25 protein-coding genes and 2 tRNA genes are annotated in these 25,448 nt (G+C 72.9%); 12 read left to right on the top strand and 15 right to left on the bottom strand.

Annotated features, from left to right (window positions below; translation table 11 throughout):
• Positions 1-3 precede the first annotated feature (3 nt).
• The 3 genes from ABD879_RS14840 (at position 4) to ABD879_RS14850 (ending at position 2,465) form a co-directional block, all read left to right on the top strand.
• Positions 4-810, top strand: coding sequence for an energy-coupling factor ABC transporter ATP-binding protein (locus ABD879_RS14840; RefSeq protein WP_345021793.1), 807 nt, complete (start codon positions 4-6; stop codon positions 808-810).
• A gap of 153 nt (positions 811-963) precedes the next feature.
• Complete coding sequence (locus ABD879_RS14845) at positions 964-1,905, top strand: ATP-binding protein (RefSeq protein ID WP_345021795.1); 942 nt, start codon at positions 964-966, stop codon at positions 1,903-1,905.
• An 83-nt stretch (positions 1,906-1,988) separates the two neighbouring features.
• Complete coding sequence (locus tag ABD879_RS14850) at positions 1,989-2,465, top strand: ribose-5-phosphate isomerase (protein WP_285495553.1); 477 nt, start codon at positions 1,989-1,991, stop codon at positions 2,463-2,465.
• Between the two features lie 36 nt (positions 2,466-2,501).
• On the opposite strand, the gene ABD879_RS14855 is transcribed toward ABD879_RS14850, so the two are convergent.
• A complete protein-coding gene (locus ABD879_RS14855; RefSeq protein WP_345021749.1) occupies positions 2,502-2,825 on the bottom strand; it encodes a hypothetical protein in 324 nt (107 codons plus the stop codon).
• 167 nt (positions 2,826-2,992) lie between these two features.
• On the opposite strand from ABD879_RS14855, the gene ABD879_RS14860 reads away from it, so the two are divergent.
• A complete protein-coding gene (locus ABD879_RS14860) occupies positions 2,993-4,108 on the top strand; it encodes a PP2C family protein-serine/threonine phosphatase (RefSeq protein ID WP_345021751.1) in 1,116 nt (371 codons plus the stop codon).
• 82 nt (positions 4,109-4,190) lie between these two features.
• Here ABD879_RS14860 and ABD879_RS14865 read toward each other — a convergent pair whose 3' ends face one another.
• On the bottom strand, positions 4,191-5,636 hold the full coding sequence (locus tag ABD879_RS14865; RefSeq protein ID WP_345021753.1) for a serine/threonine-protein kinase: 1,446 nt from the start codon (positions 5,634-5,636) through the stop codon (positions 4,191-4,193).
• 394 nt (positions 5,637-6,030) lie between these two features.
• On the opposite strand from ABD879_RS14865, the gene ABD879_RS14870 reads away from it, so the two are divergent.
• The 3 genes from ABD879_RS14870 to ABD879_RS14880 all read left to right on the top strand — a co-directional run bounded on the left by ABD879_RS14870 (position 6,031) and on the right by ABD879_RS14880 (position 9,777).
• Positions 6,031-6,561, top strand: a complete 531-nt coding sequence (locus ABD879_RS14870) for an NADPH-dependent FMN reductase (RefSeq protein WP_345021755.1) — start codon at positions 6,031-6,033, stop codon at positions 6,559-6,561.
• A 229-nt stretch (positions 6,562-6,790) separates the two neighbouring features.
• Positions 6,791-8,179 (top strand): sensor histidine kinase, encoded by a 1,389-nt coding sequence (locus ABD879_RS14875; protein WP_345021758.1) that lies wholly within the window; start codon positions 6,791-6,793, stop codon positions 8,177-8,179.
• Between the two features lie 23 nt (positions 8,180-8,202).
• Entirely contained in the window at positions 8,203-9,777 is a 1,575-nt protein-coding gene (locus ABD879_RS14880; protein ID WP_345021760.1) for a carboxyl transferase domain-containing protein, read from the top strand.
• A 24-nt stretch (positions 9,778-9,801) separates the two neighbouring features.
• Here ABD879_RS14880 and ABD879_RS14885 read toward each other — a convergent pair whose 3' ends face one another.
• The 6 genes from ABD879_RS14885 to ABD879_RS14910 form a co-directional block, all read right to left on the bottom strand.
• Entirely contained in the window at positions 9,802-10,860 is a 1,059-nt protein-coding gene (locus ABD879_RS14885) for an SRPBCC family protein (RefSeq protein ID WP_345021762.1), read from the bottom strand.
• Positions 10,857-11,723: an SRPBCC family protein gene (locus ABD879_RS14890; RefSeq protein WP_345021764.1), complete on the bottom strand. Its 867-nt coding sequence runs from the start codon at positions 11,721-11,723 to the stop codon at positions 10,857-10,859. Before ABD879_RS14890 ends, ABD879_RS14885 begins: the two co-directional genes overlap by 4 nt.
• A gap of 177 nt (positions 11,724-11,900) precedes the next feature.
• A complete protein-coding gene (locus ABD879_RS14895; protein WP_345021766.1) occupies positions 11,901-13,328 on the bottom strand; it encodes an aldehyde dehydrogenase family protein in 1,428 nt (475 codons plus the stop codon).
• Between the two features lie 31 nt (positions 13,329-13,359).
• Positions 13,360-14,391 carry an LLM class flavin-dependent oxidoreductase gene (locus ABD879_RS14900; RefSeq protein WP_345021769.1) on the bottom strand — a complete coding sequence of 344 codons (1,032 nt, stop codon included), beginning with the start codon at positions 14,389-14,391 and terminating at the stop codon, positions 13,360-13,362.
• 48 nt (positions 14,392-14,439) lie between these two features.
• Positions 14,440-14,721, bottom strand: a complete 282-nt coding sequence (locus ABD879_RS14905; RefSeq protein ID WP_345021771.1) for a hypothetical protein — start codon at positions 14,719-14,721, stop codon at positions 14,440-14,442.
• A gap of 108 nt (positions 14,722-14,829) precedes the next feature.
• Positions 14,830-15,687: an endonuclease/exonuclease/phosphatase family protein gene (locus tag ABD879_RS14910; RefSeq protein ID WP_345021773.1), complete on the bottom strand. Its 858-nt coding sequence runs from the start codon at positions 15,685-15,687 to the stop codon at positions 14,830-14,832.
• Between the two features lie 264 nt (positions 15,688-15,951).
• On the opposite strand from ABD879_RS14910, the gene ABD879_RS14915 reads away from it, so the two are divergent.
• Positions 15,952-16,749 carry an IPT/TIG domain-containing protein gene (locus ABD879_RS14915; RefSeq protein ID WP_345021775.1) on the top strand — a complete coding sequence of 266 codons (798 nt, stop codon included), beginning with the start codon at positions 15,952-15,954 and terminating at the stop codon, positions 16,747-16,749.
• Positions 16,750-16,786: 37 nt separating this feature from the next.
• Here ABD879_RS14915 and ABD879_RS14920 read toward each other — a convergent pair whose 3' ends face one another.
• A complete protein-coding gene (locus ABD879_RS14920) occupies positions 16,787-18,268 on the bottom strand; it encodes a hypothetical protein (protein ID WP_345021777.1) in 1,482 nt (493 codons plus the stop codon).
• A 273-nt stretch (positions 18,269-18,541) separates the two neighbouring features.
• Between ABD879_RS14920 and ABD879_RS14925 the strand changes: the two genes are divergently transcribed.
• A complete protein-coding gene (locus ABD879_RS14925) occupies positions 18,542-19,174 on the top strand; it encodes a hypothetical protein (protein ID WP_345021779.1) in 633 nt (210 codons plus the stop codon).
• 51 nt (positions 19,175-19,225) lie between these two features.
• Here the strand turns inward: ABD879_RS14925 and ABD879_RS14930 are convergent, their stop codons facing one another.
• From ABD879_RS14930 to ABD879_RS14940, 3 genes are all read right to left on the bottom strand, one after another.
• Positions 19,226-19,942, bottom strand: coding sequence for a ferritin-like domain-containing protein (locus tag ABD879_RS14930; protein WP_345021781.1), 717 nt, complete (start codon positions 19,940-19,942; stop codon positions 19,226-19,228).
• A 203-nt stretch (positions 19,943-20,145) separates the two neighbouring features.
• The gene (locus tag ABD879_RS14935) at positions 20,146-21,162 is read right to left on the bottom strand and encodes a S66 peptidase family protein (RefSeq protein WP_345021783.1); all 1,017 of its coding nucleotides are present in this window, start codon (positions 21,160-21,162) and stop codon (positions 20,146-20,148) included.
• Positions 21,163-21,590: 428 nt separating this feature from the next.
• Positions 21,591-21,664: transfer RNA gene (locus ABD879_RS14940), tRNA-Pro, on the bottom strand.
• Positions 21,665-21,837: 173 nt separating this feature from the next.
• On the opposite strand from ABD879_RS14940, the gene ABD879_RS14945 reads away from it, so the two are divergent.
• Positions 21,838-21,908: transfer RNA gene (locus ABD879_RS14945), tRNA-Gly, on the top strand.
• A gap of 57 nt (positions 21,909-21,965) precedes the next feature.
• On the opposite strand, the gene ABD879_RS14950 is transcribed toward ABD879_RS14945, so the two are convergent.
• From ABD879_RS14950 to ABD879_RS14960, 3 genes are all read right to left on the bottom strand, one after another.
• Positions 21,966-22,946 (bottom strand): tyrosine-type recombinase/integrase, encoded by a 981-nt coding sequence (locus tag ABD879_RS14950; RefSeq protein ID WP_345021785.1) that lies wholly within the window; start codon positions 22,944-22,946, stop codon positions 21,966-21,968.
• 193 nt (positions 22,947-23,139) lie between these two features.
• Positions 23,140-23,388, bottom strand: coding sequence for an excisionase family DNA-binding protein (locus tag ABD879_RS14955; protein WP_285497265.1), 249 nt, complete (start codon positions 23,386-23,388; stop codon positions 23,140-23,142).
• Complete coding sequence (locus ABD879_RS14960) at positions 23,385-24,365, bottom strand: replication initiator (RefSeq protein ID WP_345021787.1); 981 nt, start codon at positions 24,363-24,365, stop codon at positions 23,385-23,387. The genes ABD879_RS14955 and ABD879_RS14960 overlap by 4 nt, the downstream gene beginning before the upstream one ends.
• On the opposite strand from ABD879_RS14960, the gene ABD879_RS14965 reads away from it, so the two are divergent.
• Both ABD879_RS14965 and ABD879_RS14970 read left to right on the top strand, forming a co-directional pair.
• Positions 24,350-24,658: a hypothetical protein gene (locus ABD879_RS14965; protein ID WP_345021789.1), complete on the top strand. Its 309-nt coding sequence runs from the start codon at positions 24,350-24,352 to the stop codon at positions 24,656-24,658. The genes ABD879_RS14960 and ABD879_RS14965 overlap by 16 nt on opposite strands.
• Positions 24,655-25,284 (top strand): 2'-5' RNA ligase family protein, encoded by a 630-nt coding sequence (locus ABD879_RS14970; RefSeq protein ID WP_345021791.1) that lies wholly within the window; start codon positions 24,655-24,657, stop codon positions 25,282-25,284. The genes ABD879_RS14965 and ABD879_RS14970 overlap by 4 nt, the downstream gene beginning before the upstream one ends.
• Positions 25,285-25,448 lie beyond the last annotated feature (164 nt).

Below are 25,448 nucleotides of genomic sequence, written 5' to 3' on the forward strand. Positions count from 1 at the left end.
TCCATGACCACCTCGGACGAGCGGACGGCGGCGACGGGCCCCGCCCCGCGGGACGACGCGCCCCCCTCGCTGGAGGTGCGCGGCCTGGCGTACGCCTACCCCGACGGCACGCAGGCCCTCTACGGCGTGGACGTCACCATCCGGCGCGGCGAACGCGTGGCCCTGCTGGGCCCCAACGGAGCGGGCAAGACCACGCTCGTGCTGCACCTCAACGGGATCCTGCACGGCGGCCTGGGGTCGGTGCGCGTCGCGGGCCTGCAGGTGGACCCCGGCGACAAGCGGACGCTGCGGGAGATCCGCCGCCGGGTCGGCATCGTCTTCCAGGACCCCGACGACCAGCTGTTCATGCCGACCGTCCGCGAGGACGTCGCGTTCGGCCCCGCCAACCTCGGCCTGCGCGGCGAGGAGCTGGACCGCCGCGTCCGGGACGCGCTGGACCGCGTCGGCATGCTGGAGGCCGCCGACCGGCCGCCGCAGCACCTGTCGTTCGGGCAGCGCCGCCGGGTCGCGGTGGCCACCGTCCTGGCGATGGAGCCGGAGATCCTGGTGCTGGACGAGCCGTCGTCCAACCTGGACCCGGCCGGCCGCCGCGAGCTGGCGGAGATCCTGCTGTCGCTGGACGTCACGGTGCTGATGGTCACCCACGACCTCCCGTACGCGGCCGAGCTGTGCCCGCGTTCACTGATCCTGTCCGGCGGGGTCATCGCCGCCGACGGCCCCACCCCCGACCTGCTGTCGGACGCGGACCTGCTGGCCGCCCACCGCCTGGAGCTGCCGTTCGGGTTCGATCCCGCCGCCATCGCCCGCTGACGCCCCCCCCCGGGCCCCTGACGAGGCCGCCGGCGCGCGCCGGCGGCCTCGTCGTCTCTTTCGGCGGTTTCCGCTTGCACGCAGCGCGACGCGTCGTAGACTCGGTGCCACCTGAAAGTGGCAACGGTTTTCATATCCGATTCGGGGGTGAACGTGAAGGTAGCGTTCGTCGGCAAGGGCGGCAGCGGCAAGACCACCCTGTCCTCGCTGTTCGTACGGTTCCTGGCCGACCGCGGGCTGCCCGTGGTGGCCGTCGACGCCGACATCAACCAGCACCTGGGCATGGCGCTGGGCCTGGACGAGGGCCGGGCGGCCAAGATCCCGGCGCTGGGCGACCACCTGCCGCAGATCAAGGAGTACCTGCGCGGCGACAACCCGCGGATCTCCTCGACCGCGGCGATGGTCAAGACGACCCCGCCCGGCGCGGGCTCGCGGCTGCTGCGGCTGCGCGGCGACGACCCGGTCCACGCGCTGGGCGAGGACGTCGACGGCGTCACGCTGCTGGCCACCGGGGCGTTCACCGAGGACGACCTCGGCGTGGCGTGCTACCACGCCAAGACCGGGGCGGTCGAGCTGTACCTGAACCACCTGGTCGACGGGCACGGCGAGTACGTGGTCGTCGACATGACCGCGGGCGCCGACAGCTTCGCCTCCGGGCTGTTCACCCGCTTCGACCTGATGTTCCTGGTCGCCGAGCCCACCCGCAAGGGCGTGAGCGTCTACCGCCAGTACACCGAGTACGCCCGCGACTACGACGTCGCCATCGCGGTCGTCGGCAACAAGGTGCAGGGCGACGACGACGTCGCCTTCCTGCGCGAGCACGTCGGCGACGACCTGCTCACCTGGCTCGGCCAGTCCGCCGCCGTGCGCGCGCTGGAGCAGGGCCGCCACGACGTGCCGCTGGAGGTCGCCAACGAGCGCGCCCTCGCCCGCATGCTCGCCGCCGTCGACGCCCAGGAGAAGGACTGGGACAAGTACCAGCGCCAGGCCGTCGAATTCCACGTCAAGAACGCCCGCAGCTGGGCCAACCGCGCCGTGGGCGAGGACCTGGAGGCCCAGGTCGACCCGGGCTTCACCCTGGCGGCCGCGCGCTAGCCCGCCGCCGTCTCCTCGACGGCGGCCCGCCTTGCTCGGGGGCGGAGTCGGCGGCACGGCGGCGGCCTGCGAGAATCGCACCCATGCGCGTGTTTCTTGGATGCGACCACGCCGGCTTCGAGCTGAAGGAGCACCTGGTCGCCTGGCTTTCGGCCAACGGTCACGAGCCCGTCGACTGCGGGGCGTTCGTCTACGACGCCGTCGACGACTACCCGCCGTTCGTGCTGAGGGCCGCCGAGCGCACCGCGGCCGAGCCGGGGACGCTGGGCATCGTCATCGGCGGCTCCGGCAACGGCGAGCAGATGGCCGCCAACAAGGTCAAGGGCGTGCGGGCCGCCCTGGTCTGGAACGACGACACCGCCCGCCTCGCCCGCGAGCACAACGACGCCAACGTGATCAGCATCGGCGCACGCCAGCACGACCTGGAGACCGCCACCCGGTTCGTGCGCCTGTTCCTGGAGACGCCGTACTCGCAGGACGAGCGGCACACCCGGCGGATCCGGATGCTGAGCGACTACGAGCGCACCGGCCAGCTGCCGCCGATTTCCGTGGAGAGCTGACCCGGGCCCCGGCCGCCGCCGGGGCGGTCGGGCCGCTCAGCGGGGCTTGCGCGCGACGCCGCCGCGTTTGCCGAGGCGGCGGCGTTCGTTCTTGGACGCCCGCGACCGCTTGGCGGCGTCCGGGGCCTCGGCCGCGCCGCCGGCGGACGCCGCCCGGTTCGGCGGGTCGGCCGGGCCCCCGTCGTCCGGCACGGGCCGGGACACGTCGCGTGCCCGCATCGCCGCGTCGACCGTGATCCGCATGCTGGGCTGGGCCACGTCCACCTCCCGGAGTCGCGCGAACGCGGCGGAGCCGGCGGTGAAGCCGTGCTCCGCCGCGCCGCCGCGCGTGGGGCGTCCCCCCACACGCAAGGTGGACACCATTGGACACCATGCGGCGGGGCGCCCGGCAAGACCCGGGGTCTGATGATCACTTAGCGTGACCGGGGACATGCGGGTCCGCCGACCGGCGATCTGGACCGTTGTAACAGGTCGTCCATGGCGCGGATGTCCGTCGGCACCGCCCGATGCCAGATACAGTGCCGGAGATGCTTCAACGTCTGGTCCAGCTGCTTCCGCCGGGAGTCCGCGCCTTCCTGCGGCGGATTCCGCTGCTCGTGCGGATCTACGGGTGGCTGCGGCGGGGCAAGGCCGTCCGTGAACGCTACGTGTTCACGGCCCTGGCCGTGCTGGCGATCGGGCTCGGCCTCGCCGCCACCGAGTCGCGGGCCTGGGCGCCGCCCGCCGCCCTGGTGCTGACGGTGGTCGCCGGCGGGCTGCTGCTCAAGGTGCGCACCCTGGTCGCGCTGCTCGCGGTGGTCGTGGCCATGACCGCCTACAACGCCGTGGACGACCCGGCGGAGGTCGGACCCGGCACGATCGCCACCCTGCTGATCACGGCGGTGCTGGCGCTCACCCTGGCCCGCACCCGCCAGCAGCTCGGCGTGCAGGGCCTGCGCGGCGACTCGATGCTGCTGGAGCTGCGCGACCGGCTGCGCCGGCAGGGCGAGCTGCCCGAGCTGCCGGCCGGCTGGGAGGCGCAGGTCGTGATGCTGCAGGCCGGCGGCTCGTCGTTCGGCGGCGACTTCGTGGTGTCCGTGCGCACCGGCGACGTCCTCGAGGTGGCGCTGGTGGACGTGTCGGGCAAGGGCACCGACGCGGGCACCCGGGCGCTGATGCTGTCCGGCGCGTTCGGGGGACTGCTTGGATCGATCCAGCCGGACCGGTTCCTGCCCGCGTGCAACGGCTACCTGCACCGCCAGCGCTGGGACGAGGGGTTCGTCACGGCCGTCCACCTGGTCCTCGACCTGTCCACCGGCGAGTACACCGTGGAGTCGGCCGGGCATCCCCCGGCCGTGCAGTTCGACTCCGGCACCGGCACCTGGCAGGTGAGCGCCGCCAAAGGGGTGGTGCTGGGCGTCGTCCCGGACCTGCGCTGCGAGCCCGAGCAGGGCACGCTGCGCCCCGGTGACGCGCTGCTGCTCTACACCGACGGCCTGGTCGAGTCGCCGGGCCGCGATCTCGACGCGGGCATCGACCGGCTGCTGGGCGAGGCCGAGCGCCTGGTCCCGCAGGGCTTCCGCAAGGGCGCCCGAGAGCTGGTGCAGACGATGGCCGCCGCGCGCGACGACGACTGCGCGCTCGTCGTCATCTGGCGCAACTGAATCCGCAGGACCCGATCGCAAGACCCGATCGCAAGGTCAGGCGCCCCCGAGCCACGCCTCCCTCGCTTCGAGCGTCCCCCGGTCAGGGGGTGCGACGTCCGTCTTCGGTCTCACCCCGGCCTGTGCCCCTGTCCCCGGCCTTGGGGTCTTTGCGCTTGGCCTTCCCGTCCGCGGCGTCCTTGTCCGCGACACGCGTGCGCCCGTCGCGCCCGTCGCGCCCGGCGGTCTTGTCGGGCTTGTCGGGCTTGGCGGGCCGGGCGCTCTTGAGCGCCTTGTGCGGGCGCTGCGTGGGCGTCCGCGCGGCCTGCCGCCCGGCCTGCTGCCCGGTCGCGGGCGGGTCGGCGGGCGCGGGCCTGACGGTCACCGACGTGCCGGGCGCGTTCATGGGGGTGACGTCGTGGCCCTGGCCGCCCAGGCCCGTCAACAGCCCGCCGATCAGCACGGTCGCGGCGGCGGCCCCCGCCCCGGCGAGGATGCGGACGCGGGCGGTCGACCGCGCGCCGACGTGCCGGATCAGGCCGAACGCCTGGGTGTCGGGGCCCTCGTCGTCCTGGGCCGGGCGCGGCCGCGGCACCGCCCCGTCCGCCGCGGACCGCGGCGGCGGCAGCAGCGAGGGCGCCGCCCCGCCCGACCCGGACCCGCCCGCGGCGGGGGAGACGGGCGTGCCGGGTCGGCTGACGAGCGTGAGCATCAGGTCGGCGGCCGACGGCCGCAGGGACGGGTCCTTGGCCAGGGCGGTGCGCACCACCGGCTCCAGGGCCGCCGGCAGCCGCGACAGGTCGGGCTCCTCGCGCATCACACGCAGGGCGACCTCGGTGGGCTGGCCCTCGCCGAACGGCGGCCGGCCCGTCCCGGCGTACAGGACCAGGCAGCCCCAGGCGAACACGTCGGCGGCCGGTGTGGCGGCGCCGCCGGACAGCACCTCGGGCGCCATCCAGCCGGGCGTGCCGAGCACGGTGCCGCCGGTGGTGATCGTGGACGGGGAGTCCTGCGCGCGGGCGATGCCGAAGTCGATGACCCGGCAGCCGGACAGGGTGAGCATCACGTTGGCGGGCTTGAGGTCGCGGTGCACCAGGCCCGCCGAGTGGATGGCGGCCAGCGCCGACGCCACGCCCACGGCCACGCCGTGCAGGTCGCCGGGCGGCAGCGGCCCGCCCGAGGCGACCCGGTGCTGCAGCGACATGCCGCCGACGTACTCGCTGACGATGTACGGGCGGCCGTCCTCCTCGCCGTGCGCCAGCACCCGCGCGGTGCAGAACGAGGCGACCCGTCCGGCCAGGACGGCCTCGTCGCGGAACCGGCGCCGGTAGGACGGCTGCGCGGACAGCCGGGGATGGATGGTCTTGACCGCCACCCGCCGACCGGAGTCCGGATCGCGGCCCAGGTAGACGGTGCCCATGCCGCCCGATCCGATCCGTCCGAGCAGCGGGTAGCCGCCCACCTCCCGGGGGTCGTCGGGTGTGAGGGGGCCTACGTCGTCGGCCGGGGTGCCGGTCGCGTGCGGGGTGCCGGTTGCGTGCGCGTCCATGCCGTACCTCGTGACCCCTTTCGAGACCTGCATTCCGGACTTCCCCGATTGCGTCCAAGTATGGTGCCGGATACCCGATCGAGGGGGGCGTCCGCGCAAACGCGGGTGGAAACGTGATCGTCACCTCGATGTAGCACCGAGTGCACGAACTTCGGGCACAGTGGTTCCCGGATCGGCAACCGGCCGGCCTCGCCGGATCCTCCTCGGCGCGCGAGGCGCCGGTTGGCGGCACCGAAGGCGATGTCCGCGCGGACGGCACCCCAGGGGTGGGAGGTATCGTCCGCGCGGGCATCGATCTGTTCGCCCGTGTTCTTCCAGCTCAGATGGTGGATCGCGGAAGTCCGCCGACAAATCATGCAATACCCATTGACTTTGTAGGGAATCCTGCGCCAGGATGGCGGACGTGAGCTTCACGGTCATCGTCGGCAACCCCCGCCCCGCCTCCCGCACCGCGACCGCGGCGGCCGCCGCCGCGCGCGCCGTGGCCGAGGCGGCCGGGCTGACCGACGCCCCCGACGTCGTCGACCTGTCGGCTTTCGGCCCCGCGCTGCTGGAGGATCCCGCACCGCGGGCCGTGACCGACGCGCTCGACCGCGTCCGCGCGTCCGATCTGCTGCTGGTCGCCTCCCCCACCTACAAGGGCACCTACACCGGGCTGCTCAAGGTCTTCTTCGACCTGCTGCCGTACCGGGCGCTGGCCGGCAAGGTGGCGCTGCCGCTGCTGGTGGTGGGCGCGCCGCAGCACGCGCTGGCCGTGGAGGTCCACCTGCGACCCCTGCTCGTGGAGCTGGGCGCGACGGTCCCGACACCGGGGCTGGCGCTGCCGGAGGAACGGCTCATCGCCCCCGACGCCGTGCTGGCGGAGTGGGCCGAGCAGGTCGTCCCTGCCGTCCGGGGCGCTCCAGCGGCGGGGACTGTCCGGTGACCGGGGCGGTGTTGGCACGGCCCGTCCCGGTCACCGGCCGCGTCCCCGCAGGTCACGGCCCATCTCAAAGCCGCGCGGCGGAAGCCGGGCGGGCAGGTTTCGCCCCGCTGTCCCTCGGTTATAACCGGACCTGCTGATCGTTCGGTTTTCCCGTTTCGGCGGCCCCCGGCCCTCGGGAACCCGTCGACGCAACCAGTCGTAGGCGGTCGGGGACGGGAGGGCGCCGCGCATGCCACGTCGCCGACTGCGCTGCCCGCCGCTGTCGGAGTGGTCGCTGCGCACGCGAGTGACGGTCGCGGCGACCGTCATCGTGGGCTGCCTGCTGTCACTCGCCCTGCTCGGCTTCTACCTGATGCTGCACTGGACGCTGGAGGACCAGCTGAGCCGGCGCGGGCGCGACGCCCTCTACGAGCTGTCCGCGTTCGTCCGCTTGCACGACCCCCGCGGCGAGGACGTGCTGCGCACGCAGATCGACGGGTTCAACCTGCTGCAGTCGGTGGACGACCAGGACCGGGTGCTGGCCTCCAGCGCATCGCTGGTCGGCTACCCGCCGATCTCCCGACTCCACCCCTCCCGCCCCGGGGAGACCGTGAGCGAGCACCTGACCGTCCGCGGCATCCCCTACAAGATCTTCGTGTCCGCCACGCGGGTGCGGGCCCAGGCCGGATGGCGCACCGTCTACGCCGGGACGCCCGAGTACAGCTACGCGGCCGTCCGGCGGCTGCTCGCGGTGTCCCTGGGCGTGGGCGTCCCGCTGTCCATGGCGGTCATGGCCTGGCTGGTGTGGACCGCGGTGCGGCGGGCGCTGTCGCCGATGCGGACGATGAGCGCCGAACTCGCCGACATCAGCGGGGGCGAGCCGTACGGGCGGGTGACGGTGCCGGGCGGCCACGACGAGATCGCCGAACTGGGCGAGGAGATCAACCTGGCGCTGATGCGGCTGCAGCGGACGGTGGAGCGGCAGCGCGCGTTCACCGCGGACGTCTCGCACGAGCTGCGCAGCCCGCTGACCGGCCTGCGGGCGCAGCTGGAGGACGCGCTGGACAACCCCGAGGACGAGCAGTGGCCGGTCGTGGCGCGCGCCGCCCTCGACGACGCCGACCGGCTGCAGCGCATCGTCGCCGACCTGCTGCTCATGGCGCGCCTGGAGGCGGGCGTGCAGATGGAGCGCCGCCTGGTGGACCTGGGGGAGCTGGCCCGCGAGGAGCTGACGCGGCGGCGCGGCGAGGTGCCCATCGAGCTGTCGGCCGAACCGGGCGTGGTGGTGCTGGGCAGCCCCGACCACCTGCGCCGGCTGCTGGTCAACCTGCTGGACAACGCCGAGCACTACGCCCGCTCCCGGGTGTGGGTGCGGGTGCGCGCCATCGAGCCGCGCATCGCCGAACTGGAGGTCCTCGACGACGGCCCCGGCATCGCCCCCGAGGACCGCGAGCGGGTGTTCCTGCGCTTCCAGCGGCTCGGCGGGACCCGGCGGCGCGAGCACGGCGGCACCGGCCTCGGCCTGCCGATCTCCCGCGACATCGCGATCGTGCACGGCGGCAGCCTCAATGTGGTCGACAGCGACCTGGGCGCCCGCCTCCAGCTCCACCTTCCCCTGGCCCGTCCCCACGAGCGCTGAAACCGCCCCGCTACGCTCGGGGCATGAACGGCGGGCCGCGATCACGACCGTCCCGTTCCCCCGGCGCGGCACCGGCGGAGCGGTCGCCGGGCGGCGCGCGGCGCGGCGTGCGGGCCGCGGCGCTGGTCGCCCGCGTCCTCGACCCCGGCAGCTGGGTCTCCTGGGACCGGCCGCCGGACCCCGTGGCCGAACCCGGCTCGCCCTACGCGCGGGAGCTGGCGGCGGCCCGCGAGCGCAGCGGCTGCGACGAGGCCGTCATCACCGGTGAGGGGCGGCTGCGCGGCCGGCGCGTGGCGTTCGTGGTGTCGGAGTTCGCCTTCCTCGCCGGGTCGATCGGGGTGGCCACCGCCGACCGGATCGTCGCCGCCGTGGAACGCGCGACCCGCGAACGGCTGCCGCTGCTGGCCGCGCCGTCGTCCGGCGGCACCCGCATGCAGGAGGGCACGGTCGCGTTCGTGCAGATGGCCCGGATCGCCGCCGCCGTCATGGCGCACCGCGCGGCCGGCCTGCCCTACCTGGTCTACCTGCGCCACCCCACCACCGGCGGGGTGCTGGCGTCCTGGGGCTCGCTCGGGCACGTCACCGCCGCCGAGCCGGGCGCTCTGATCGGCTTCCTCGGGCCGCGCGTCCACCGGGCGCTGCGCGGCGAGCCGTTCCCCGACGGCGTGCAGGTCGCCGAGAACCTGGCCGCCAAGGGCCTGGTGGACGCCGTCGTCGGCATCGACGAACTGGCCGACACCACCTCCCGCGCGCTGAACGTGCTGTGCGGCGCCCCCGAGCCGCGCACGCCCCCGCCCGCCCCGGAGTCCCCGGCGGCGTACTTCGAGGAACCGCCGGACCTGCCCGCCTGGGAGTCGATCACCCGGTCCCGGCGTCCGGACCGGCCCGGCGTCCGCGACCTGCTGCGGCACGGCGCGTCCGACGTGACGCCGCTGTCCGGGACGGGCGAGGGCGAGGCCGACCCCGGGCTGCTGCTCGCGCTCGCCCGCTTCGGCGCGGCGCCCTGCGTGGTCGTGGGCCAGGACCGGCTCAGCCAGCGCTCCGGCCATCCGCTCGGGCCCGCCGGGCTGCGCGTCGCCCGGCGCGGCATGCGCCTGGCCGCCGAGCTGGGCCTGCCGCTGCTGACCGTGGTGGACACGCCCGGAGCGGTGCTGTCGGCCGAGGCGGAGGAGCGCGGCCTGGCCGGTGAGATCGCCCGCTGCCTGGCCGAATTGATCACGCTCGCCGCGCCCACGCTGTGCCTGCTGCTCGGCGAGGGCAGCGGGGGAGCGGCGCTGGCGCTGACGCCCGCCGACCGGGTGCTGTGCGCGCGGCACGCCTGGCTGTCGCCGCTGCCGCCCGAGGGCGCCTCGGCGATCGTGCACCGCACCACCGCCCGGGCCGCCGAGATGGCCGCGGCGCAGGGCGTGCGCTCGGCCGACCTGCTGCGCGACGGCGTCGTCGACGCGGTCATCGCCGAACGCCCCGACGCCGCCGACGAACCCGGGGCGTTCTGCACGCGGCTGGCCGCCGTCCTCGAACACGAGCTGGCGAACCTGCCCGCCGCCGACCACGCCGCCCGCGCGGCCCGCCACCGGCGGCTCGGCCGGACGGGCTGACCGCCGCCGACCGCGCCGCGGGGCTCAGACCTTCTCGTGCTCGCGCCGCTCGGCGCGCTCCTCGGCACGCTCCCGGCGCGGCTCCTCCCGGGCCGCCTCCTTCTTCTCGCCGCCCTTCTCGCCGACCGCCTCCTCGTGGCTCACCACGACCTCGCTGTCGCGGATTTGGCCGCGCCATCCGTGGAGTTCTTCGGGGTGGGTGAGGACGTGGTTGGTGAGGTGGCGGCGGAAGTGTTTGAGTTCGAGGCGGGTGCGGCGTCCTTGGGCGCGCCAGAGGTTGGCGGTTTTCTCGAAGAAGCCTTTGGGGTGGTATTCGAGGTCGACGAGGACGCGGGTCATGTCGGGTGCGAGTTCGTGGAAGGTGACGCTGCCGTCGACGTGGCCTTTGGCGCCTTTGGATTGCCAGGCGATGTGTTCGTCGGGTGTCTGCTGGGTGATGGTGGATTCCCAGCTTCGGGTGGACCAGAAGATCTGTGCGGTCCAGGTGAGCTTCTCGTCGCTCTCCTGGTTGACGCTGATGACCTTCTTCATGAAGGAGGGGAAGTCCTCGAACTGGGTCCATTGGTCGTAGACCATGCGGCGGGGTGCGCCGATGTCGATCTGCTCGACGATGTTGGTGACCTTGATCTTCTTGCCGCCGCCGCGGCCGCCGCGTCCCGTGACCTTGTCCAGCAGGCCCTTGCGCTCCTTCCGCTCGCCGCCGGCCCCCTGCTCGCTCCCGGCCGCCTGCTCGCCGCCGGCGGCCTGCCCGGTCTCGGCCGGTGCCTCCTGCGTGGCGGAGGACACCGCGGACTTGGCCGTGGACACCGCCGACTTCGCCGCGGAACCGGCCGCGCCCGCCGCGCCGCCCTCCTTCTCGCGCTGCATGCGGCCGATCAGCCGCGCGGCCGCGACCGAGGCCGCGACCCCGAGCAGCGCCCCTCCGGCGGCGCCCGTGGTGCGGTTGACGGGGATCGGTATCTTGCTCCCGCCCGCGGTCAGGATGTCGGTGACCCGGTCGACCGGCGACTGCTTGCCGCCGACCGGAAGCCGTTTTGCGAGCCGTCCCAGCAGCAGCCGGCTCGTCCTCTTGGGCAGTTTCATGATGCGTAGACCTCCGCCTGACTCGTCGATGCCTGCGGGACCGCCTGGGCGCCGCCCTCGTGCTCGCCGACGACCTGGCCGTCGCGGATTTGGCCGCGCCATCCGTGGAGTTCTTCGGGGTGGGTGAGGACGTGGTTGGTGAGGTGGCGGCGGAAGTGTTTGAGTTCGAGGCGGGTGCGGCGTCCTTGGGCGCGCCAGAGGTTGGCGGTTTTCTCGAAGAAGCCTTTGGGGTGGTATTCGAGGTCGACGAGGACGCGGGTCATGTCGGGTGCGAGTTCGTGGAAGGTGACGCTGCCGTCGACGTGGCCTTTGGCGCCTTTGGATTGCCAGGCGATGTGTTCGTCGGGTGTCTGCTGGGTGATGGTGGATTCCCAGCTTCGGGTGGACCAGAAGATCTGTGCGGTCCAGGTGAGCTTCTCGTCGCTCTCCTGGTTGACGCTGATGACCTTCTTCATGAAGGAGGGGAAGTCCTCGAACTGGGTCCATTGGTCGTAGACCATGCGGCGGGGTGCGCCGATGTCGATCTGCTCGACGATGTTGGTGACCTTGATCTTCCTGCCGCCGCCGAAGATCCCCTTGAGCGTCTCCTTCGCCACGGTCCACACCGCGCTCAACGCGGCGCGCGCCGGCGACTTCCCCTCGGCCAGCGCCCGCACCCCCGCCAGCGCCCCCTTCAGCACCGGGCCGCCGTGCTCGGCCTTCGCCGTCAGCCTGCGCACGGCCCGGTCCACCTGGGCGTCCAGCCGCGTGGTCAGCGCCCGCGTCAGCCGCCGTCCCGGCTCGACCCTGCGGACCGCCGCCGCCGCGGCGCGGGCGCCGAGATACACCGCGGCGCCCGCGACCAGTCCCGTCCGAAACCTCATGCGTCCTGCCCCTCGCCTGAACGACGGCTTGTGCCCGCACTACCCCGGACATATGGGGCGAAACAATACGATCACTGGCGGATTGGGCGTATTTCGCTTTCGGTGCGTGAAATCTAAAATCCCGCTAAAAAGCGGCCGGCGGGAGCGCCCCGCCGGCCGCCTCGTCCGCTGAGCGGGTCACAGCGTCAGGCCGGTCAGCACCATGACCTTCTCCTCGGTGTAGTCGGCCATGGCCGACCGCAGGCCCTCCCGGCCCACCCCGGAGTCCTTGACGCCCCCGTACGGCATCTGGTCGGCCCGGTAGGACGGCACGTCGCCGATCACCACGCCGCCGACCTCCAGCTCGCGGTGCGCGCGGAAGGCGACGTCCAGGCTGCGGGTGAACACGCCCGCCTGCAGCCCGAACGCCGAGTCGTTGACCAGCTTGAACGCCTCGTCGACCCCGTCCACGGCCTGCACCAGCAGCACCGGCCCGAACACCTCGTCGCGGGCCACCCTGGCGTCCGCGGGCACGTCGGCCAGCACGGTGGGGGCGTAGGCGGCGCCCTCCCGGGTGCCGCCGGCCAGCACGCGGGCGCCCGCGGCGACCGCCTCGTCCACCCAGGCCGCCACGCGCCGCGCGGCGTCCTCGCTGACCAGCGGCCCGACCTGGGTCGCCTCGTCCCACGGGTCGCCGGTCACCAGGCCCTCGACCGCGGCCACCAGCCTGGGCAGGAACTCCTCCTGCACCGACCGGTCGACGTACACGCGCTGGACGGCGATGCAGCTCTGCCCCGCCTGGTAGTTGGAGAACAGGGCGATGCGGGACGCGGCCCAGTCCAGGTCGGCGTCCGGCAGCACCACCGCGGCGCCGTTGCCGCCGAGCTCCAGCGTGACGTGCTTGCGCGGCACCCGGTCGCGGATCGCCCAGCCGACCGGCACCGACCCGGTGAACGACACCACCGGCAGCCGCGGGTCGTCCACCAGGCCGCCGGCGCGGTCGTTGGGCACCGGCAGCACGGAGAACATCCCGGCGGGCAGGTCGGTCTCGGCCAGCAGCTCCCCGAGCAGCAGCGCCGACAGCGGGGTGGCCGGGGCGGGCTTGACCACGATCGGCGCGCCCACCGCGATCGCCGGCGCGACCTTGTGGGCGGTCAGGTTGAGCGGGAAGTTGAACGGCGCGATGCCCAGCACGGGCCCGCGCGGCACCCGCGAGATGTAGGCCATCCGGCCGGCCGCGGCCGGGTCGGTGTCCAGCCGCTGGACGGTGCCGCTCCACCGGCGGGTCTCCTCGGCGGCGAACCGGAACGTCGACACCGCCCGCGCCACCTCGGTCCGCGCCCACATCAGCGGCTTGCCGTTCTCCGCGGTGATCAGCCGGGCGATCTCGTCGGCGCGCTCGGCCAGCCGCCGCGACACGTGCGCCAGGGCCTCGGCCCGCACGTGTATCGGCAGCGCCGCGGCCGCCGCCCGCACCGCGTCGGCCGCGGCCACCGCCTCCTCGACCTGCGCCGGCGTCGGGACGGCGGCGGCGCCCACCACACGCCCGTCGTAGGGGTGGGCAACGGTCAGCTCCTCGTCACCGGTCGCGGGCCGACCGGCCAGCCAGAATGGGGTCACGTTCATAACCTCACGCTATCCGCGCCGTCCGCGCCGGTCAGGCCGACGGCTGACCCGCCGGCTGACCCGTCGGCGCCACCGCCTCCGGCCGCAGCCCGTACAGCCCGGCCAGCAGCTCGTAGGAGCGCACGCGGTCGGCGTGGTCGTACACCATCGTGGTGACCATGACCTCGTCGGCCGCCGTCTGCTCGATCAGCGCGTCCATCTGCCGCCGCACCGTGTCCGGGCCGCCGACGACCTGGGAGTCCATCCGCGCCCGGATGATCTCCCGCTCCAGCGGCGTGTACGGGTGCGCCGCCGCCTCCTCCGGGGTGGGCAGCGGCCCGGGACGCCCCTGCCGCAGCCGCAGGAACGACAGCGCCTGCGGAGCGGCCAGCTCGCGGGCGCGCTCGTCGCTGTCCGCGGCGGTCACCGACACCGCGATCATCGCGTACGGCCGCTCCAGCGCCGGCGACGGGCGGAACGACTCGCGGTACAGGTGCAGCGCGGGCAGCGTGTTCTCGGCGCTGAAGTGGTGGGCGAACGCGAACGGCAGCCCCAGCAGCCCCGCCAGCCGGGCGCTGTACCCGCTGGAGCCCAGCAGCCACACGGGCGGCTCGTTGCCCGCCGCCGGGGTGACGGCGCTGTCGGGGTGGAAGTAGCCGCGCAGCTCGGCGACCTGCTCGGGGAAGTCGTCCACCGACAGGGCGTCGGGGGAGCGGCGCAGCGCCCGGGCCGTGGCCTGGTCGGTGCCCGGCGCCCGGCCGAGGCCGAGGTCGATGCGCCCCGGGTACAGTGCCTCCAGCGTCCCGAACTGCTCCGCGACCACCATCGGCGCGTGGTTGGGCAGCATCACCCCGCCCGAGCCGATCCGCATCCGCTCCGTCGCCGCCGCCACCTGCCCGATCAGCACCGCCGTCGCCGAGCTGGCGATGCCGGGCATGTTGTGGTGCTCGGCCAGCCAGTACCGGTGGTAGCCGAGCGCCTCGGCGTGCCGGGCCAGGTCGAGGGTGTTGCGCAGCGCCTGCGCGGACGTGGAGCCGCTGGCGACGGGGGCGAGGTCGAGGACGGAGAACGGAGGCACACTCATGTTCGGTGCCAACCGGCGAGGGACCCGTCCTCTTCCCGCCGCGTCCGCTCAGGCGAACGCCAGGTAGACGCCGGTGCCGATCGCGGCCGGCGCCAGCGGCAGCACCGACACGCACAGCCACGACCACGTCACCAGGCGCCGTGCGCGCTCGGGGTCCTCGGCGAACCGCTCCTCGGCCCGCGTGTAGAGGACGGCCCCGGCGAACAGCAGCGGCAGGAACGCCAGCATCGTCCACACGCCCAGCACGAACGCGAGGACCTGCCCGCCGCGCGTGTACGTCCCGTCCGGTCCGATCCCGAACCCGAGCCGCGGGGAGGCGGCAGTAGCCATGACGACCGTCCGATCACATAGGCGGATGTGACCGGGATCATACGCTCCGAGCAAGCGCTCGGCCAGGGCCCCGCCGCGGCGGCGGGACCCGGCCGAGGCGGACACCGGTCAGTGCATCCGCAGCCCGATCAGGACGGGGTCGTGGTCGGACGACCGGAACGCGTCCGGCCGGTACAGCGACGGCGGGTTGTCCTCGGTGTCGTAGTCGAGGACGGTCGCCTCGTCGGAGTTGATGTGCCAGATCGCGGCGCCGGTGACCCGCCGGGCCAGTGACCGGCCCGCCGGCGCGTGGTCGAGCTCGCCGGCCTGGCCGTCGTAGACGTGGCCGTAGCGGCGCGGCGCCGGGACGAAGCGCTCGGTCTGGCTCGCCAGCCCGGCGGCCCGCGGCGTCTTGACCGGGTCCTCCGCGCCGTAGGAGTTCAGGTCGCCGGTCACCAGCGGGTGCGGGACGGTCCGGGCCGGCGCGGCGACCGCCTCGGCCTGCCGGACGCGCCGGGCGTTCCAGCAGCCCTGCCCGTCGCCCCGGTCGGCGTCGGGCCCGGTCGCCGCACCGCAGCTCTTCGACTTGGAATGGTTGACGATCACGGTGAACGGCTCGCCGCCGCGCACGCGCCGGAACGTCTGCGCCGGCGGGGGCCGCTCGAACACCTCGTCCCGGACGGAGACGGGCCCGCCCACCGGCCGGACCTCGGCGGGACGGTAGATCAGCGCGACGTGGATGGCGTCGGTGCCCGGATCGGGATGGCGCACCCAGGTGCAGGCGCCCGCGCCGACGGCGGCGTTGAGCCGGTCCACCAGGGCCTTGACGGCGGTGTCGCCGTTGTTCTCGACCTCCATCAGCCCGACCACGTCGGCGTCGCCCGGGGCCGCCTGGGCGCTCGTCGCGCCGACCGCGACGAGGCCGCCGGCGAGCAGCGCCCACGGCACCGCCGCCGCGGCCGCGCGGGCTGCGGGGGTTCGGAGCACGCGCGCGAGCGTAGGTATGCGGGTCACGCCCTGGAAGAACCCTGTGTTGACCCTCTACCAATTTGTAATGGATCGTCGGCTTCGGTGGTCTTCATTGTGGTTCGGTGGACGGTTCGGACGAAGCGCGCGCTTCGGCCGCGCCGCCATTCCGCCGGGAGGCGACATGATCGTCCCGTTGAAATGCCGTGCGCCCGCGCGAACGCGCCGCCACACTGAGTCAGGCCGCACTGAGTCGATATGTCCGTGGAAAAGGGGGCGCCGGGGGTGAGTGGGCAGTCGCCGGTCGGGACCGGGCACGCACGTCTTCGCGACATCCTGGTCACGGCCCTTTTCCTGCTGCTGCTGATGGCGGCGCTGGGCGTGGTGCTCGTCCAGTCCTGGCCGCCCGCGCCCGAGGCGGCGCCCGACGGCGGCACCCGGCCGCCCGCCGAGACCGTGCGCGTCCACCTGTTCGGCTGGGACCCGCGCATCTCCCGGGAGACGAGCCTGTTCGTCATCGTGGCGGCCGCCGGGGCGATCGGCGCCACCGTGCACGCGCTGCGCTCGCTGTACTGGTACGTCGGCAACCGGTCGCTGCGCCGCAGCTGGCTGCTGATGTACCTGTGCCTGCCGTTCATCGGCGCCGCGTTCGGGCTCATGGTCTACCTGGTGCTGCGCGGCGGCCTGACCGCCCCGGCGGGCACCGCCGCCGACCTCAACCCCTACGGCATCACCGCCGTGGCCGCGCTGGTCGGCCTGTTCTCCCGCGAGACGGCCGAGAAGCTGCGCGCCGTGTTCGCCACGCTGCTGTCGCCCCCGCAGCAGGGGCGCGACCAGGCGCTGCGCCCGCAGATCGACGCGGTGGAGCCGGCCTCGGGCGCGGCCGGCCGCCTGGTGACGATCCGCGGCGTCGGACTGGCGGCGGCGTCGTCGGTGCGGTTCGGCGCGGCCGACGCCCCGGCCACGGACGTGACCGACACCGGGCTGCGCGTCGTCGTCCCGCCCGGCGCGACCAGCGGACGGCTCGTCGTCACCACGCCGGGCGGGACGGCGGTCAGCCCCGCCGACTTCACCGTCGAGTGAACCCTCCAACGGGGCGCCGGGGCGCGGCGCCCCGGACTCAGCGTTTGCGGCGCGGCCAGTGGTCGTGCCACATGTTGTAGACCGCCCCCGGCAGGACCCGCGGCAGCACGCCCTCGCCCGTCTCGTCGCCGGTCTCCACCAGGCCCAGCTCGTCGCCCGTCTCGGCGCTCCCGAACTGGATCTCCATGCCGTAGGAGGCGCGCGCCAGATCGCGCGGCCCCGCCACCAGGCAGGTGTACCGCGGCCGGGGGATCTCGCTCTCGGGGATGGCGGCGCCGACCGCCAGGCTGTTGGAGACCGCCACCCAGCTGCCGAGCAGCGTGATCTGGCGTTCGGCGCCCTGCTGCTCCCACCGGAACGGCAGGATCGGCTTGGAGAAGATCGGCACGAACAGGTGCGACACGCCGCAGGAGCGCAGCTCGCGGTCCCAGGTGATGGAGCGGCTGAGGTCCTCGCAGATCATCACGGCGAGCCTGCCCAGCGAGCAGTCCAGCACCCGGACCGCGGAGCCGGGGGTGATGTACTCGTCGGCGACGCCTTCGGCGGGCGCGTGCGGCAGCCGCCACTCGCGCATCTGCCGCGCGTCCAGGGTGAAGCCCGACAGCTTGTCCTGCACGAGCAGCTCGCGCCCCGTCCACCGGTCCAGCAGGACGGCGCGGTTGGGCGGCGGCTCGGTCGAGCCCAGCGGGCCGCTGCCGAGCAGCAGGTAGCGCAGCGGATGCGCGTCGCGGTCGCGTCCGGCGGTGTCGAACGCGGCCTCCTTCCAGTGCTCCAGCAGCGTGTCGTCGAGGGACGCCTCCGGCAGCACCGCGATCTGCGCGCCCGCCTCGTCCAGCCGCCGCAGGACGGTCTTGATGCGGGTGCGCAGCCCCGGGGAGTCGACCGGGCGCAGCCGGTAGACCGTCACGCCGAACCGCTTCTCGAAGGAGATGTCGATGTCGTCGAACGTCTCCAGCAGCGGGACGCACCCGACCGTCACCGGGCGGTCCTTGGGGAAGTGGGCGTCGTGGACGGCCGGGAGCACCTCGTGCTCCACGCCGTCCCAGTACTCGGGCGGGACGCGGTGCACGCCGAAGAACTCGTCCTTGGCGCGGCGCCCGCGCGGCCTGCCCGGGTAGGCGCAGCGCGGCAGCAGCGCCCCGTCGGTCGCCTCGCTGTTGAACCGCCCCTCGGTCAGGTACCGGACGAGCACCGCGGTCATCGCCGGGCTGCCGTGGTACGGGCCGTACGGGTTGGCGTGCGCCAGGGCGATGTCGAGCCCCAGCAGCAGGGTGAACCGGCCGCGGTGGCCGTGGCGGGCGATGATCTCCTCGGTGGTCTCGGGCGGCAGCTCGCCCCGTTCCAGCACGGTCTCGGAGAGCCCGGTGGCCTGGCGGAGGACGTCGGGATCGCTGGACCAGCCGGTCACCGTCCACCCGTCGAACAGCCCGTCGGGAAGCGCGTCGTACAGCGTGACGAAAAGGTCGGCAGGATCGGCGGGGTGGGCCGGCTGGACAGGCGCCGCCGGCTGATCCGTCATATGCGCCCCCGGGGGGTTGACAAGAGGGATTACGGGTGTCTGCCCGATGCTAACTCCAGTGTGCACGGCCCTTCAGTGGCATCTGATACAGAAAGTGGCCGCGATGTTCGCCGCCGTGGTCGGCCCTTCTTTGCAAAACGCGTCCGACCTGCGCATTCGTCATGACGCGGGGGTGGACGAAGTCACCGAAATCGTCACTTGACATTCACTTGGCATGGGCGCACCCTGGAGTGAGTCGCACCGACGACCACGACGACGACCTTGGGGGATGCGATGGCGGACTTTCCGGGCGGCGGATCCGCGGCGGGACGGGACCGCCGCAGCCAGGCCAGGCACCTGCTCGACGCGATGGGGCAGGCCAAGGTCATCAGCGAGGGCCAGTTCAGCGCCCTCGGCATGATCATCACCGACGCGTCGCTCAGCGCCGACGAGGCGACCCTCGTCGAGGTGCAGGACGGCCTGCAGTGGCTGCACCGCGGCTACCTCGACGTCCCCGACCTGGACGGCGACCAGCGGGAGCGCCGCGGCCGCATCCTCGGCCTCATCGACTGCGTGCAGTGGGCGCTGCGCCGCCTGCCGTCCGGTCTCCAGCTGAACCTGCACCCCGACGGGCACGCGGCGCGCTTCCTGGTCGCCGTCGCCCGCCGCCGGGGCATCTCCAACAAGCAGCTGGCCGCCGAGCTCGGCACCGACGAGACCGAGATCAGCCGGGTGGGCCGCCGCCTGCTGTCGGCGGGCGTGGTGTGGCGGCGCAAGGAGTGGCGCCACAACGCCTGGGACCTCACCCCGCGCGGCCGCCAGTACCTGGAGAGCGCCGGCCTGCTGCCCGACGCCGCCCTGGTCGAGGGGCCGCCGGAACGCGCCGCAGAGGACCGCCCGTCCCGCCTCGGCCGCGGGCAGCGCTGAAACCGCCGCGGCCCGGCGCCGGGAGCAACCTCCCGCACGCCGGGCCGCGGGTCAGCGGCGGCGGAGCGACGCGGCGGCCCGGCCGGCCTCCGCCAGCACGTCGCGGACGAAGCGGCGGCGGGTCAGACCGAGGACGCGCAGCGCCCGCCCGTGGTCGGCGGCCACCACGGCCGCCGTCACCGCGGCGGCCGCCCGCCAGCCGAGGATCAGCGCCGGCCGTCCCGCCCGCGGCAGGGCCGACCGCAGCCGGTCGCAGTGGAACGGGACATGGCGGCGCTCGTCGTCCAGCAGGCGCCCGGCGACCTCGGTGGTGAGCGAATCGGTCGTCCCGTCGCGCAGCGCCCGGTAGTAGCCGAGCGCGACGACCTCGGCGATCATCAGCACCAGCAGTTCCAGCCGCAGGCCGAACGCGCGCCGCACCCGCACGAACACCGTGTCGCTCCAGTGCCCGGAGACCGTCCCGGCACCGGCCGCCCGCAGCAGCTCGCCCAGCAGCCGCGCGTGCTCGCGCTCTTCCGCCACGAACAGCCGCACCGCCGCGCCGTAGTCGCCGCCGCCCGCCTTGGCGATCAGGTTGGCCCCGTCGCCGTCCTCGCCGACCTGGAACCGCTGGACGCTGCGCACCACCGCCGGATGCAGCCGGGCCCCGCGCTCCCAGGGCGGCTCGGGCCGACGCCGCCGCAGCCGCGCCTCCCGCTCGAACTCCTCGCGCCAACGCGCGAACGGGTCCGCCGCGCCCCGCACCCTCGTGCCGTCCATGGTGGTCATGCACGCTCCTCGTCTCGGACGATCTAATCCCACCCAAACGGTGTGATCGGGATGTTCCGTCGAGAAGTTGTGCGCGATCTGCGGAGATCGTCGGCGGATGCAGGACACCTCGGCACCGCCGGGGCGTGCGGGGGGCGGCGGCCCGACGCGCCATCAAGCGGCCGGGCCGGACGCTCGCAGATCCGACGCGGACCGGGGCGCCGCTACCGGTCGTCGGTGACGCCGGCCTCCACGGTCAGCGTGCCCGCCGAGGCGTCGACGGCGGCCCGCGCGCCGAGCGGCACGGTCAACTGCCCGCGGCCGTGCCCCAGCCGCAGCCCGCCCAGCACCGGCACGCCCAGGTCGCCGAGCCGGTCCCGCAGGACGCCCACGGCGTCCCACTCGCCCGGCTCGCCCACGCTGTCGGTGATCTGCCCGATCACCACGCCCCGCACCCCCTTCAGCGCACCCGCCCGGCGCAGATGCGTCAGCATCCGGTCCATCCGGTACGGCGCCTCGCCGACCTCCTCGAGGAAGAACACCGCGCCGCGCAGCACGGGCAGGTCGCCGGCGCCGACCGCCGCGTCCACCAGCGACAGGTTGCCGCCGAGCAGCGGCCCCCGCGCCCGCCCCGGCACCATGACCGCCGCGGACGTCTCCGCCGGATCGCGGGTCAGCACCACCGGACGCGTCGTCATCACCGCCGCCCGCAGCGACTCCGCCGACTCCGCCCCGGTGCGGTCGTCGTTCCAGGCCACCATGGGCCCCTGGAAGGTGACCAGCCGGGCGGCCCGCCACAGCCGCGCCTGCAGGCTGGTGATGTCGCTGAACCCCACGACCACTTTCGGACGGCGCCGCACGCCCCGCAGGTCGAGCCGGTCGACGATCCGCTGCGTCCCGTATCCGCCGCGCGCGGCGAACACGCCCCGCACGTCCGGATCGTCGAGCGCCTCCTGCAGGTCGGCGAGCCGGTGCTCGTCCCGCCCCGCCAGGTAGCCGTGCCGGTCGAACACGTGGCCGCCCAGCTCGACGTCCAGGCCCCAGCTCCGCAGGATCTCCACGCCCCGTTCGACCTGCTCCGGATCGGGCGTGCTCCCCGGCGACACCACCCGCACCCGGTCCCCGGGCCGCAGCATCGGCGGCCGCACGACCCGCCCGGCCGCCGCCCGCGCCGGCGCACCCGGAACCAGCAGCCCCCCGGACGTGAACGCCCCGGCCCCGAGCACATTACGGCGGGACAATCCGCCGCGGAATCCGGCCATGACCCCTCCTCGCCGAAAGCACTCGGCCGATCAGAGGATTATGCAGCCGACACCCGCGGCCGAACGCTCCTGAGTCGATCTCCGCATGTCGGACACCGTTCTGATCGCCGAGGAGGCGACCGCTCGTATTCGACGTGCCGGAACGGCCTTGCGAACGGGGCCGATCGTCGCACTGCTCGCTCACACGAAGCCGGATCCAGTTCCGGAAACTGCGCCGGGTTCAACCCGACCGAACACGCCAAGACGGGGAGTACCGCCCGTAGTTGCCGACAGCCTTGGAGGGCTCCAGCCCTAAGCGATCAACGCGGAACGGCCGAGCATCCCTGCAACGCTCCGCCCGCCGGCCCCTGCACGAACGTTCAGGCCGCAGGCGGGCGACGGCCCGCCCCACCAAGGGGGATTTCTTGTCGGGCTGGCGGGATTTGAACCCACGGCCCCCGGCACCCAAAGCCGGTGCGCTACCAAACTGCGCCACAGCCCGTCCATCACCGAGGAGGACAACGCTCCATGCGGCGACGCGTGCAGTCTAGTGCCGATCAGCCTCCGCGCGCTCGCCCCGAAGCCGTCACACCGCCCACCACCGGTCACGACCGCCCCGGAAAGCCTGTACCCTACGGGATGGCGGCCATGAGGCCCTGCCTCACCGGCCTGCTCGCGGGCGTAGCTCAATGGTAGAGCCCCAGTCTTCCAAACTGGCTACGCGGGTTCGATTCCCGTCGCCCGCTCCCACGACAAAGGCCCAGGTGAGAGCCGAAGTTCTCCACCTGGGCCTTGCTTTCATCTCAAGATCGTTTTTGCTTTCGTGCCCGTTGCGTGCCCGATCGCCGTCGCGTGCCCCTCTGACGCTTGCCCGGCGAGTCGCCGGCGCGGGCTGCCTTCAGTGCGGCCCCGAGAGCATCAGCGATGAGCTTGTCTCGATCCTGACTGGCGTGTTGGTAGATCAGCGCGGCCCGCGTCGAGGAGTGCCCCATGCGGGTCATCAGTTCCTTGAGACTGGCACCGGTCGCCGCCGCCAGCGTGTTGCCCACGTGTCGCAGATCATGAAAGTGCAGGTCCGGAAGACCGACGTCCGCCCGTACCTTGTTCCACACTCGCCGGAAGCTTGAGCGCCGCAGCGGCCCGCCACGAGGCCCCACGAACACCCGCCCGTTCGCCCCCTCCTCCGCGAACTCCTCCAGGTGGGCCCGCAGATCAGCGATGATCTCCGCCGGAAGCGCCACGGTACGCCACCCGGCCCGGGACTTGGGGGTGTCCTCCAGGAGCTTCCCGCCGTCCAACTCGACGAGCGCCGCCGTCACGCGAACCACTCCGGCATCAAGGTCGAGGTGTTGCCGTCGCAGGGCAGCCAACTCGCCCCATCGCAGGCTTGCGAACGTCGCCAGCAGCACAAGCGCCCGATAGCGCGGTGGGATCTTGGTCGCGATCTCCAGCACTTTGGAGAGCGGAATCATCTCCCGCTCAGGGGTGTCCGGGACGCTGGCACCCTTGATCCGGCACGGGTTCCGGCGGATCAGCTCGTCGTCCACCGCCGTGTTCATGATCGATTTCAGGAGCTGGTACGCCTTCGCGACCGTGGACTGCCCGACGACCCCGAGCCGCTCCTTGCGCCACCGCCGTACGTCCGCCTCCCGGATGTCAGCGACGTTGAGACTGCCGAAAGTCGTAAGCAGGTGGTTGCGCAACAGACTGCGATACAGGCCCTCCGTTCGCGGCTTGAGCACGCGATCATCGATCCACTGCTTGGCGTAGACCTCGAAGGGCACCCGCCCCGCGTCCGGATCGATCCAGTCGCCCCGCTTGATCTCCGCCTCTTTGAGGAGGAGCCACTGTTCGGCGTCGCGCTTGGTGGCGAAGGTGTGCGGCGCGGGACGGTCGATGCCGTCCGGCCCCCGGTCCGCGCTTGGAAGCGGCCGGAGGGGAGCTTGCGCACACGGCCGAAGCGCCGCTTACCGGCCATCAAGCAGCCCTCCTTGTGCGCTGCCCACGAAGGGTGACCGGCTCGACGAGCCCGGCCGCGATGAACTCGCGAAGTGCGGATTCGGGGATGCGGACGAAGCGACCGACGTGCACGAAGCGGATGCGCCGTTCCTCTACCAGGCGTCGGGGGAACCGCGGACTGGTGTTGAGGATCTCGGCCGCCTGGTCGTAGGTGAGAAGACGGTCGTCCGAGTCGAGGGGAGCCACATTGTTGCGCTTGGGGCTCACGCTGCCTCCGTAGTTGCCGAGAGTTCGGTGAGTGCCTGGTTGAGTTGTTCGCGTCGTGTGACGCGTTCGTTGATGAGCAGCAGGATTCGATGGGTGACGGGTTTGACGTCGGGGTCGCCGGGTTTCGCGCGTTCCCACAGGTATCGGCGGTCGCCGGCGGCGGGGCCGGTTGCCGGAATCCCGGCCTCGGCCAGGCGGGCGAGCACCCAGGCGACGCGGTCGGCTTTGTGGTCGGCCAGGGTCTTGCCGGACCACTTGCGGGAGACCAGGACGCGACGGCCGCCGTACCCGAGGTGTTCGCGTCGGTGCGCTTTGCCTTTGCAGAACCCCGGCACCAGGCCCCGCCGCGGATTCTTGGGCTGGACGCCGTACCGCAACCAGTTCGCGCACGTTGGGGAGCACGGCTCATACCGCAGTTCCTCGGCCAGCCGTTCGACGTGCGCGCGCTGGCGGTCGGTCTCGGCCTGGTGGCATTCGCCGATGCTCTTGGTGAGGTACTTGGTGAGGTAGTGGCGGATGCGCCGCTTGGCTTCCGGGGTTCCGGCCAGGACGCCCTGTGCGTCGATCTGCCGCCCGAACCGCACCACGTGCAGGGGTTGCGCGTCGTCGTCCTGGTCGAGGGCGTCAAGCGCCTCATCCCAGGTGGGGAGTACTTCACCGGTGCGGGGATCGACGTAGGCGCCGCCGGAGCCGTCCGGGGAGGCGTGCCAGACCGGCAGGTTCTCACCGGAGTAGACGACCCGATCGGTGGGAGGCCACCACACTTGGTGATAGGTCGCGGCCACGACCTGCCGCAGTTCGGCGCGGGAGATCGTCCCTCGTATCGCCATGTGCAGGTGGGGAGCGAGCCGCCGTTGCGGTTCGACGGTGGCGAAGTACTGCACGTCAGCGTCAAGCCCTCTTCGCTCTGTCGGTAGCCACGCGAACCGGTGACCCAGACGGCGCCCTACGAGCTGCCCAGATGGCAGATCAAGCATGGGCCGCAGGCGCTCCCGTTGCCCTGGCGAACTGGGCGCAAATTCGCATCGGCACCGGTCTTGCACACCTACTCAAGGGCGACCTTGATGGCACTGCCGAACAACTGGTCGAAATATTCACGCTTTCTCCAGGGATGCGCCTGTCAACCGTCACCCGCTACCTTGCAGACCTGGATTCGCGTCTCAATCGTTCCCCTTTCCGGGGCAGTCGCCTCGCAGTTCAGCTCAGACAGCAGATTCAGGAGTTCAACGCTGCCGCCCTTGCCGATGACGCCGACACGGAGGAGCCATGAGCCCGCTGCCCACACAGATGGTCAACCGATGGCAGAACCGCAAAGAACCAGGACCGGGACAGGGTACGGTCTATTGGCACATCCTTGTAGGCGATCATCCGGAAGTGCGTGAACTCGCCCAAGCCGCCCAAGAGCGACTCGCCGACTTCCGCGGCCTGCACATGACGCCGGCCGAGTGGTTGCACATAACCGTCCTCGTCGCCGGACCCGACGATGAGATCACCGATGATCGGCAGCTGGAGATGCTTGCCGCCGCATCGAGCATCCTCGCCGATATCCCTCCAGTCACAATAACGCTCGGCCGAGTCTTCTATCATCCCGAGGCAATAGCCCTCATCGCCCATCCCGCAGACGCACTGGCGAAAGTTCGCGAAGCTGTCCAGGAAGTCACCCATAAGGTGACTGGACGAGGAGAATCCTCTAAGCAGTCCAACTCGTGGAGCCCGCATGTCACGATCGCCTACAGCGAGGCTGAACAACCGGCCCAACCGCTCATTTCCGCTCTAGGTCGAGAGCTCCCGAGTCGGGAGGTCACGCTGAGTGCTGTGAGTCTGGTTGTTCAGCGCGGCAAGGAACGGCTCTGGGACTGGCACCCGGTAGGGCAAGCCCGCCTAGTCGGGGGCTGACGGCAACGACTCTTCCGGTATGAGCGCCGCACCGGCAAGGCACATCGTGACTGCCCAGCAGGCAGGACGTTGCCGAATTCCGCTTTTAGGGGTCAAGGGCGGCGGCGCGTCGCGCCGCCGCACCGGCCCCGCGCCCACGCCGCCCGGAGCGTGCGGCGTGGGCG

The sequence above is a fragment of the Actinomadura keratinilytica genome (assembly GCF_039539665.1).
Lineage (GTDB): Bacteria > Actinomycetota > Actinomycetes > Streptosporangiales > Streptosporangiaceae > Spirillospora > Spirillospora keratinilytica.

Excerpts from the sequence above, each read along its gene's own strand:
- ABD879_RS14840 (WP_345021793.1), top strand. The coding sequence starts at position 4 with ATGACCACCTCGGACGAGCGGACGGCGGCGACGGGCCCCGCCCCGCGG.
- ABD879_RS14850 (WP_285495553.1), top strand. The coding sequence starts at position 1,989 with ATGCGCGTGTTTCTTGGATGCGACCACGCCGGCTTCGAGCTGAAGGAG.
- ABD879_RS14860 (WP_345021751.1), top strand. The coding sequence starts at position 2,993 with ATGCTTCAACGTCTGGTCCAGCTGCTTCCGCCGGGAGTCCGCGCCTTC.
- ABD879_RS14865 (WP_345021753.1), bottom strand. The coding sequence starts at position 5,636 with ATGGACGCGCACGCAACCGGCACCCCGCACGCGACCGGCACCCCGGCC.
- ABD879_RS14870 (WP_345021755.1), top strand. The coding sequence starts at position 6,031 with ATGGCGGACGTGAGCTTCACGGTCATCGTCGGCAACCCCCGCCCCGCC.
- ABD879_RS14875 (WP_345021758.1), top strand. The coding sequence starts at position 6,791 with ATGCCACGTCGCCGACTGCGCTGCCCGCCGCTGTCGGAGTGGTCGCTG.
- ABD879_RS14880 (WP_345021760.1), top strand. The coding sequence starts at position 8,203 with ATGAACGGCGGGCCGCGATCACGACCGTCCCGTTCCCCCGGCGCGGCA.
- ABD879_RS14885 (WP_345021762.1), bottom strand. The coding sequence starts at position 10,860 with ATGAAACTGCCCAAGAGGACGAGCCGGCTGCTGCTGGGACGGCTCGCA.
- ABD879_RS14890 (WP_345021764.1), bottom strand. The coding sequence starts at position 11,723 with ATGAGGTTTCGGACGGGACTGGTCGCGGGCGCCGCGGTGTATCTCGGC.
- ABD879_RS14895 (WP_345021766.1), bottom strand. The coding sequence starts at position 13,328 with ATGAACGTGACCCCATTCTGGCTGGCCGGTCGGCCCGCGACCGGTGAC.
- ABD879_RS14900 (WP_345021769.1), bottom strand. The coding sequence starts at position 14,391 with ATGAGTGTGCCTCCGTTCTCCGTCCTCGACCTCGCCCCCGTCGCCAGC.
- ABD879_RS14905 (WP_345021771.1), bottom strand. The coding sequence starts at position 14,721 with ATGGCTACTGCCGCCTCCCCGCGGCTCGGGTTCGGGATCGGACCGGAC.
- ABD879_RS14920 (WP_345021777.1), bottom strand. The coding sequence starts at position 18,268 with ATGACGGATCAGCCGGCGGCGCCTGTCCAGCCGGCCCACCCCGCCGAT.
- ABD879_RS14925 (WP_345021779.1), top strand. The coding sequence starts at position 18,542 with ATGGCGGACTTTCCGGGCGGCGGATCCGCGGCGGGACGGGACCGCCGC.
- ABD879_RS14930 (WP_345021781.1), bottom strand. The coding sequence starts at position 19,942 with ATGACCACCATGGACGGCACGAGGGTGCGGGGCGCGGCGGACCCGTTC.
- ABD879_RS14965 (WP_345021789.1), top strand. The coding sequence starts at position 24,350 with ATGGCAGATCAAGCATGGGCCGCAGGCGCTCCCGTTGCCCTGGCGAAC.
- ABD879_RS14960 (WP_345021787.1), bottom strand. The coding sequence starts at position 24,365 with ATGCTTGATCTGCCATCTGGGCAGCTCGTAGGGCGCCGTCTGGGTCAC.
- ABD879_RS14970 (WP_345021791.1), top strand. The coding sequence starts at position 24,655 with ATGAGCCCGCTGCCCACACAGATGGTCAACCGATGGCAGAACCGCAAA.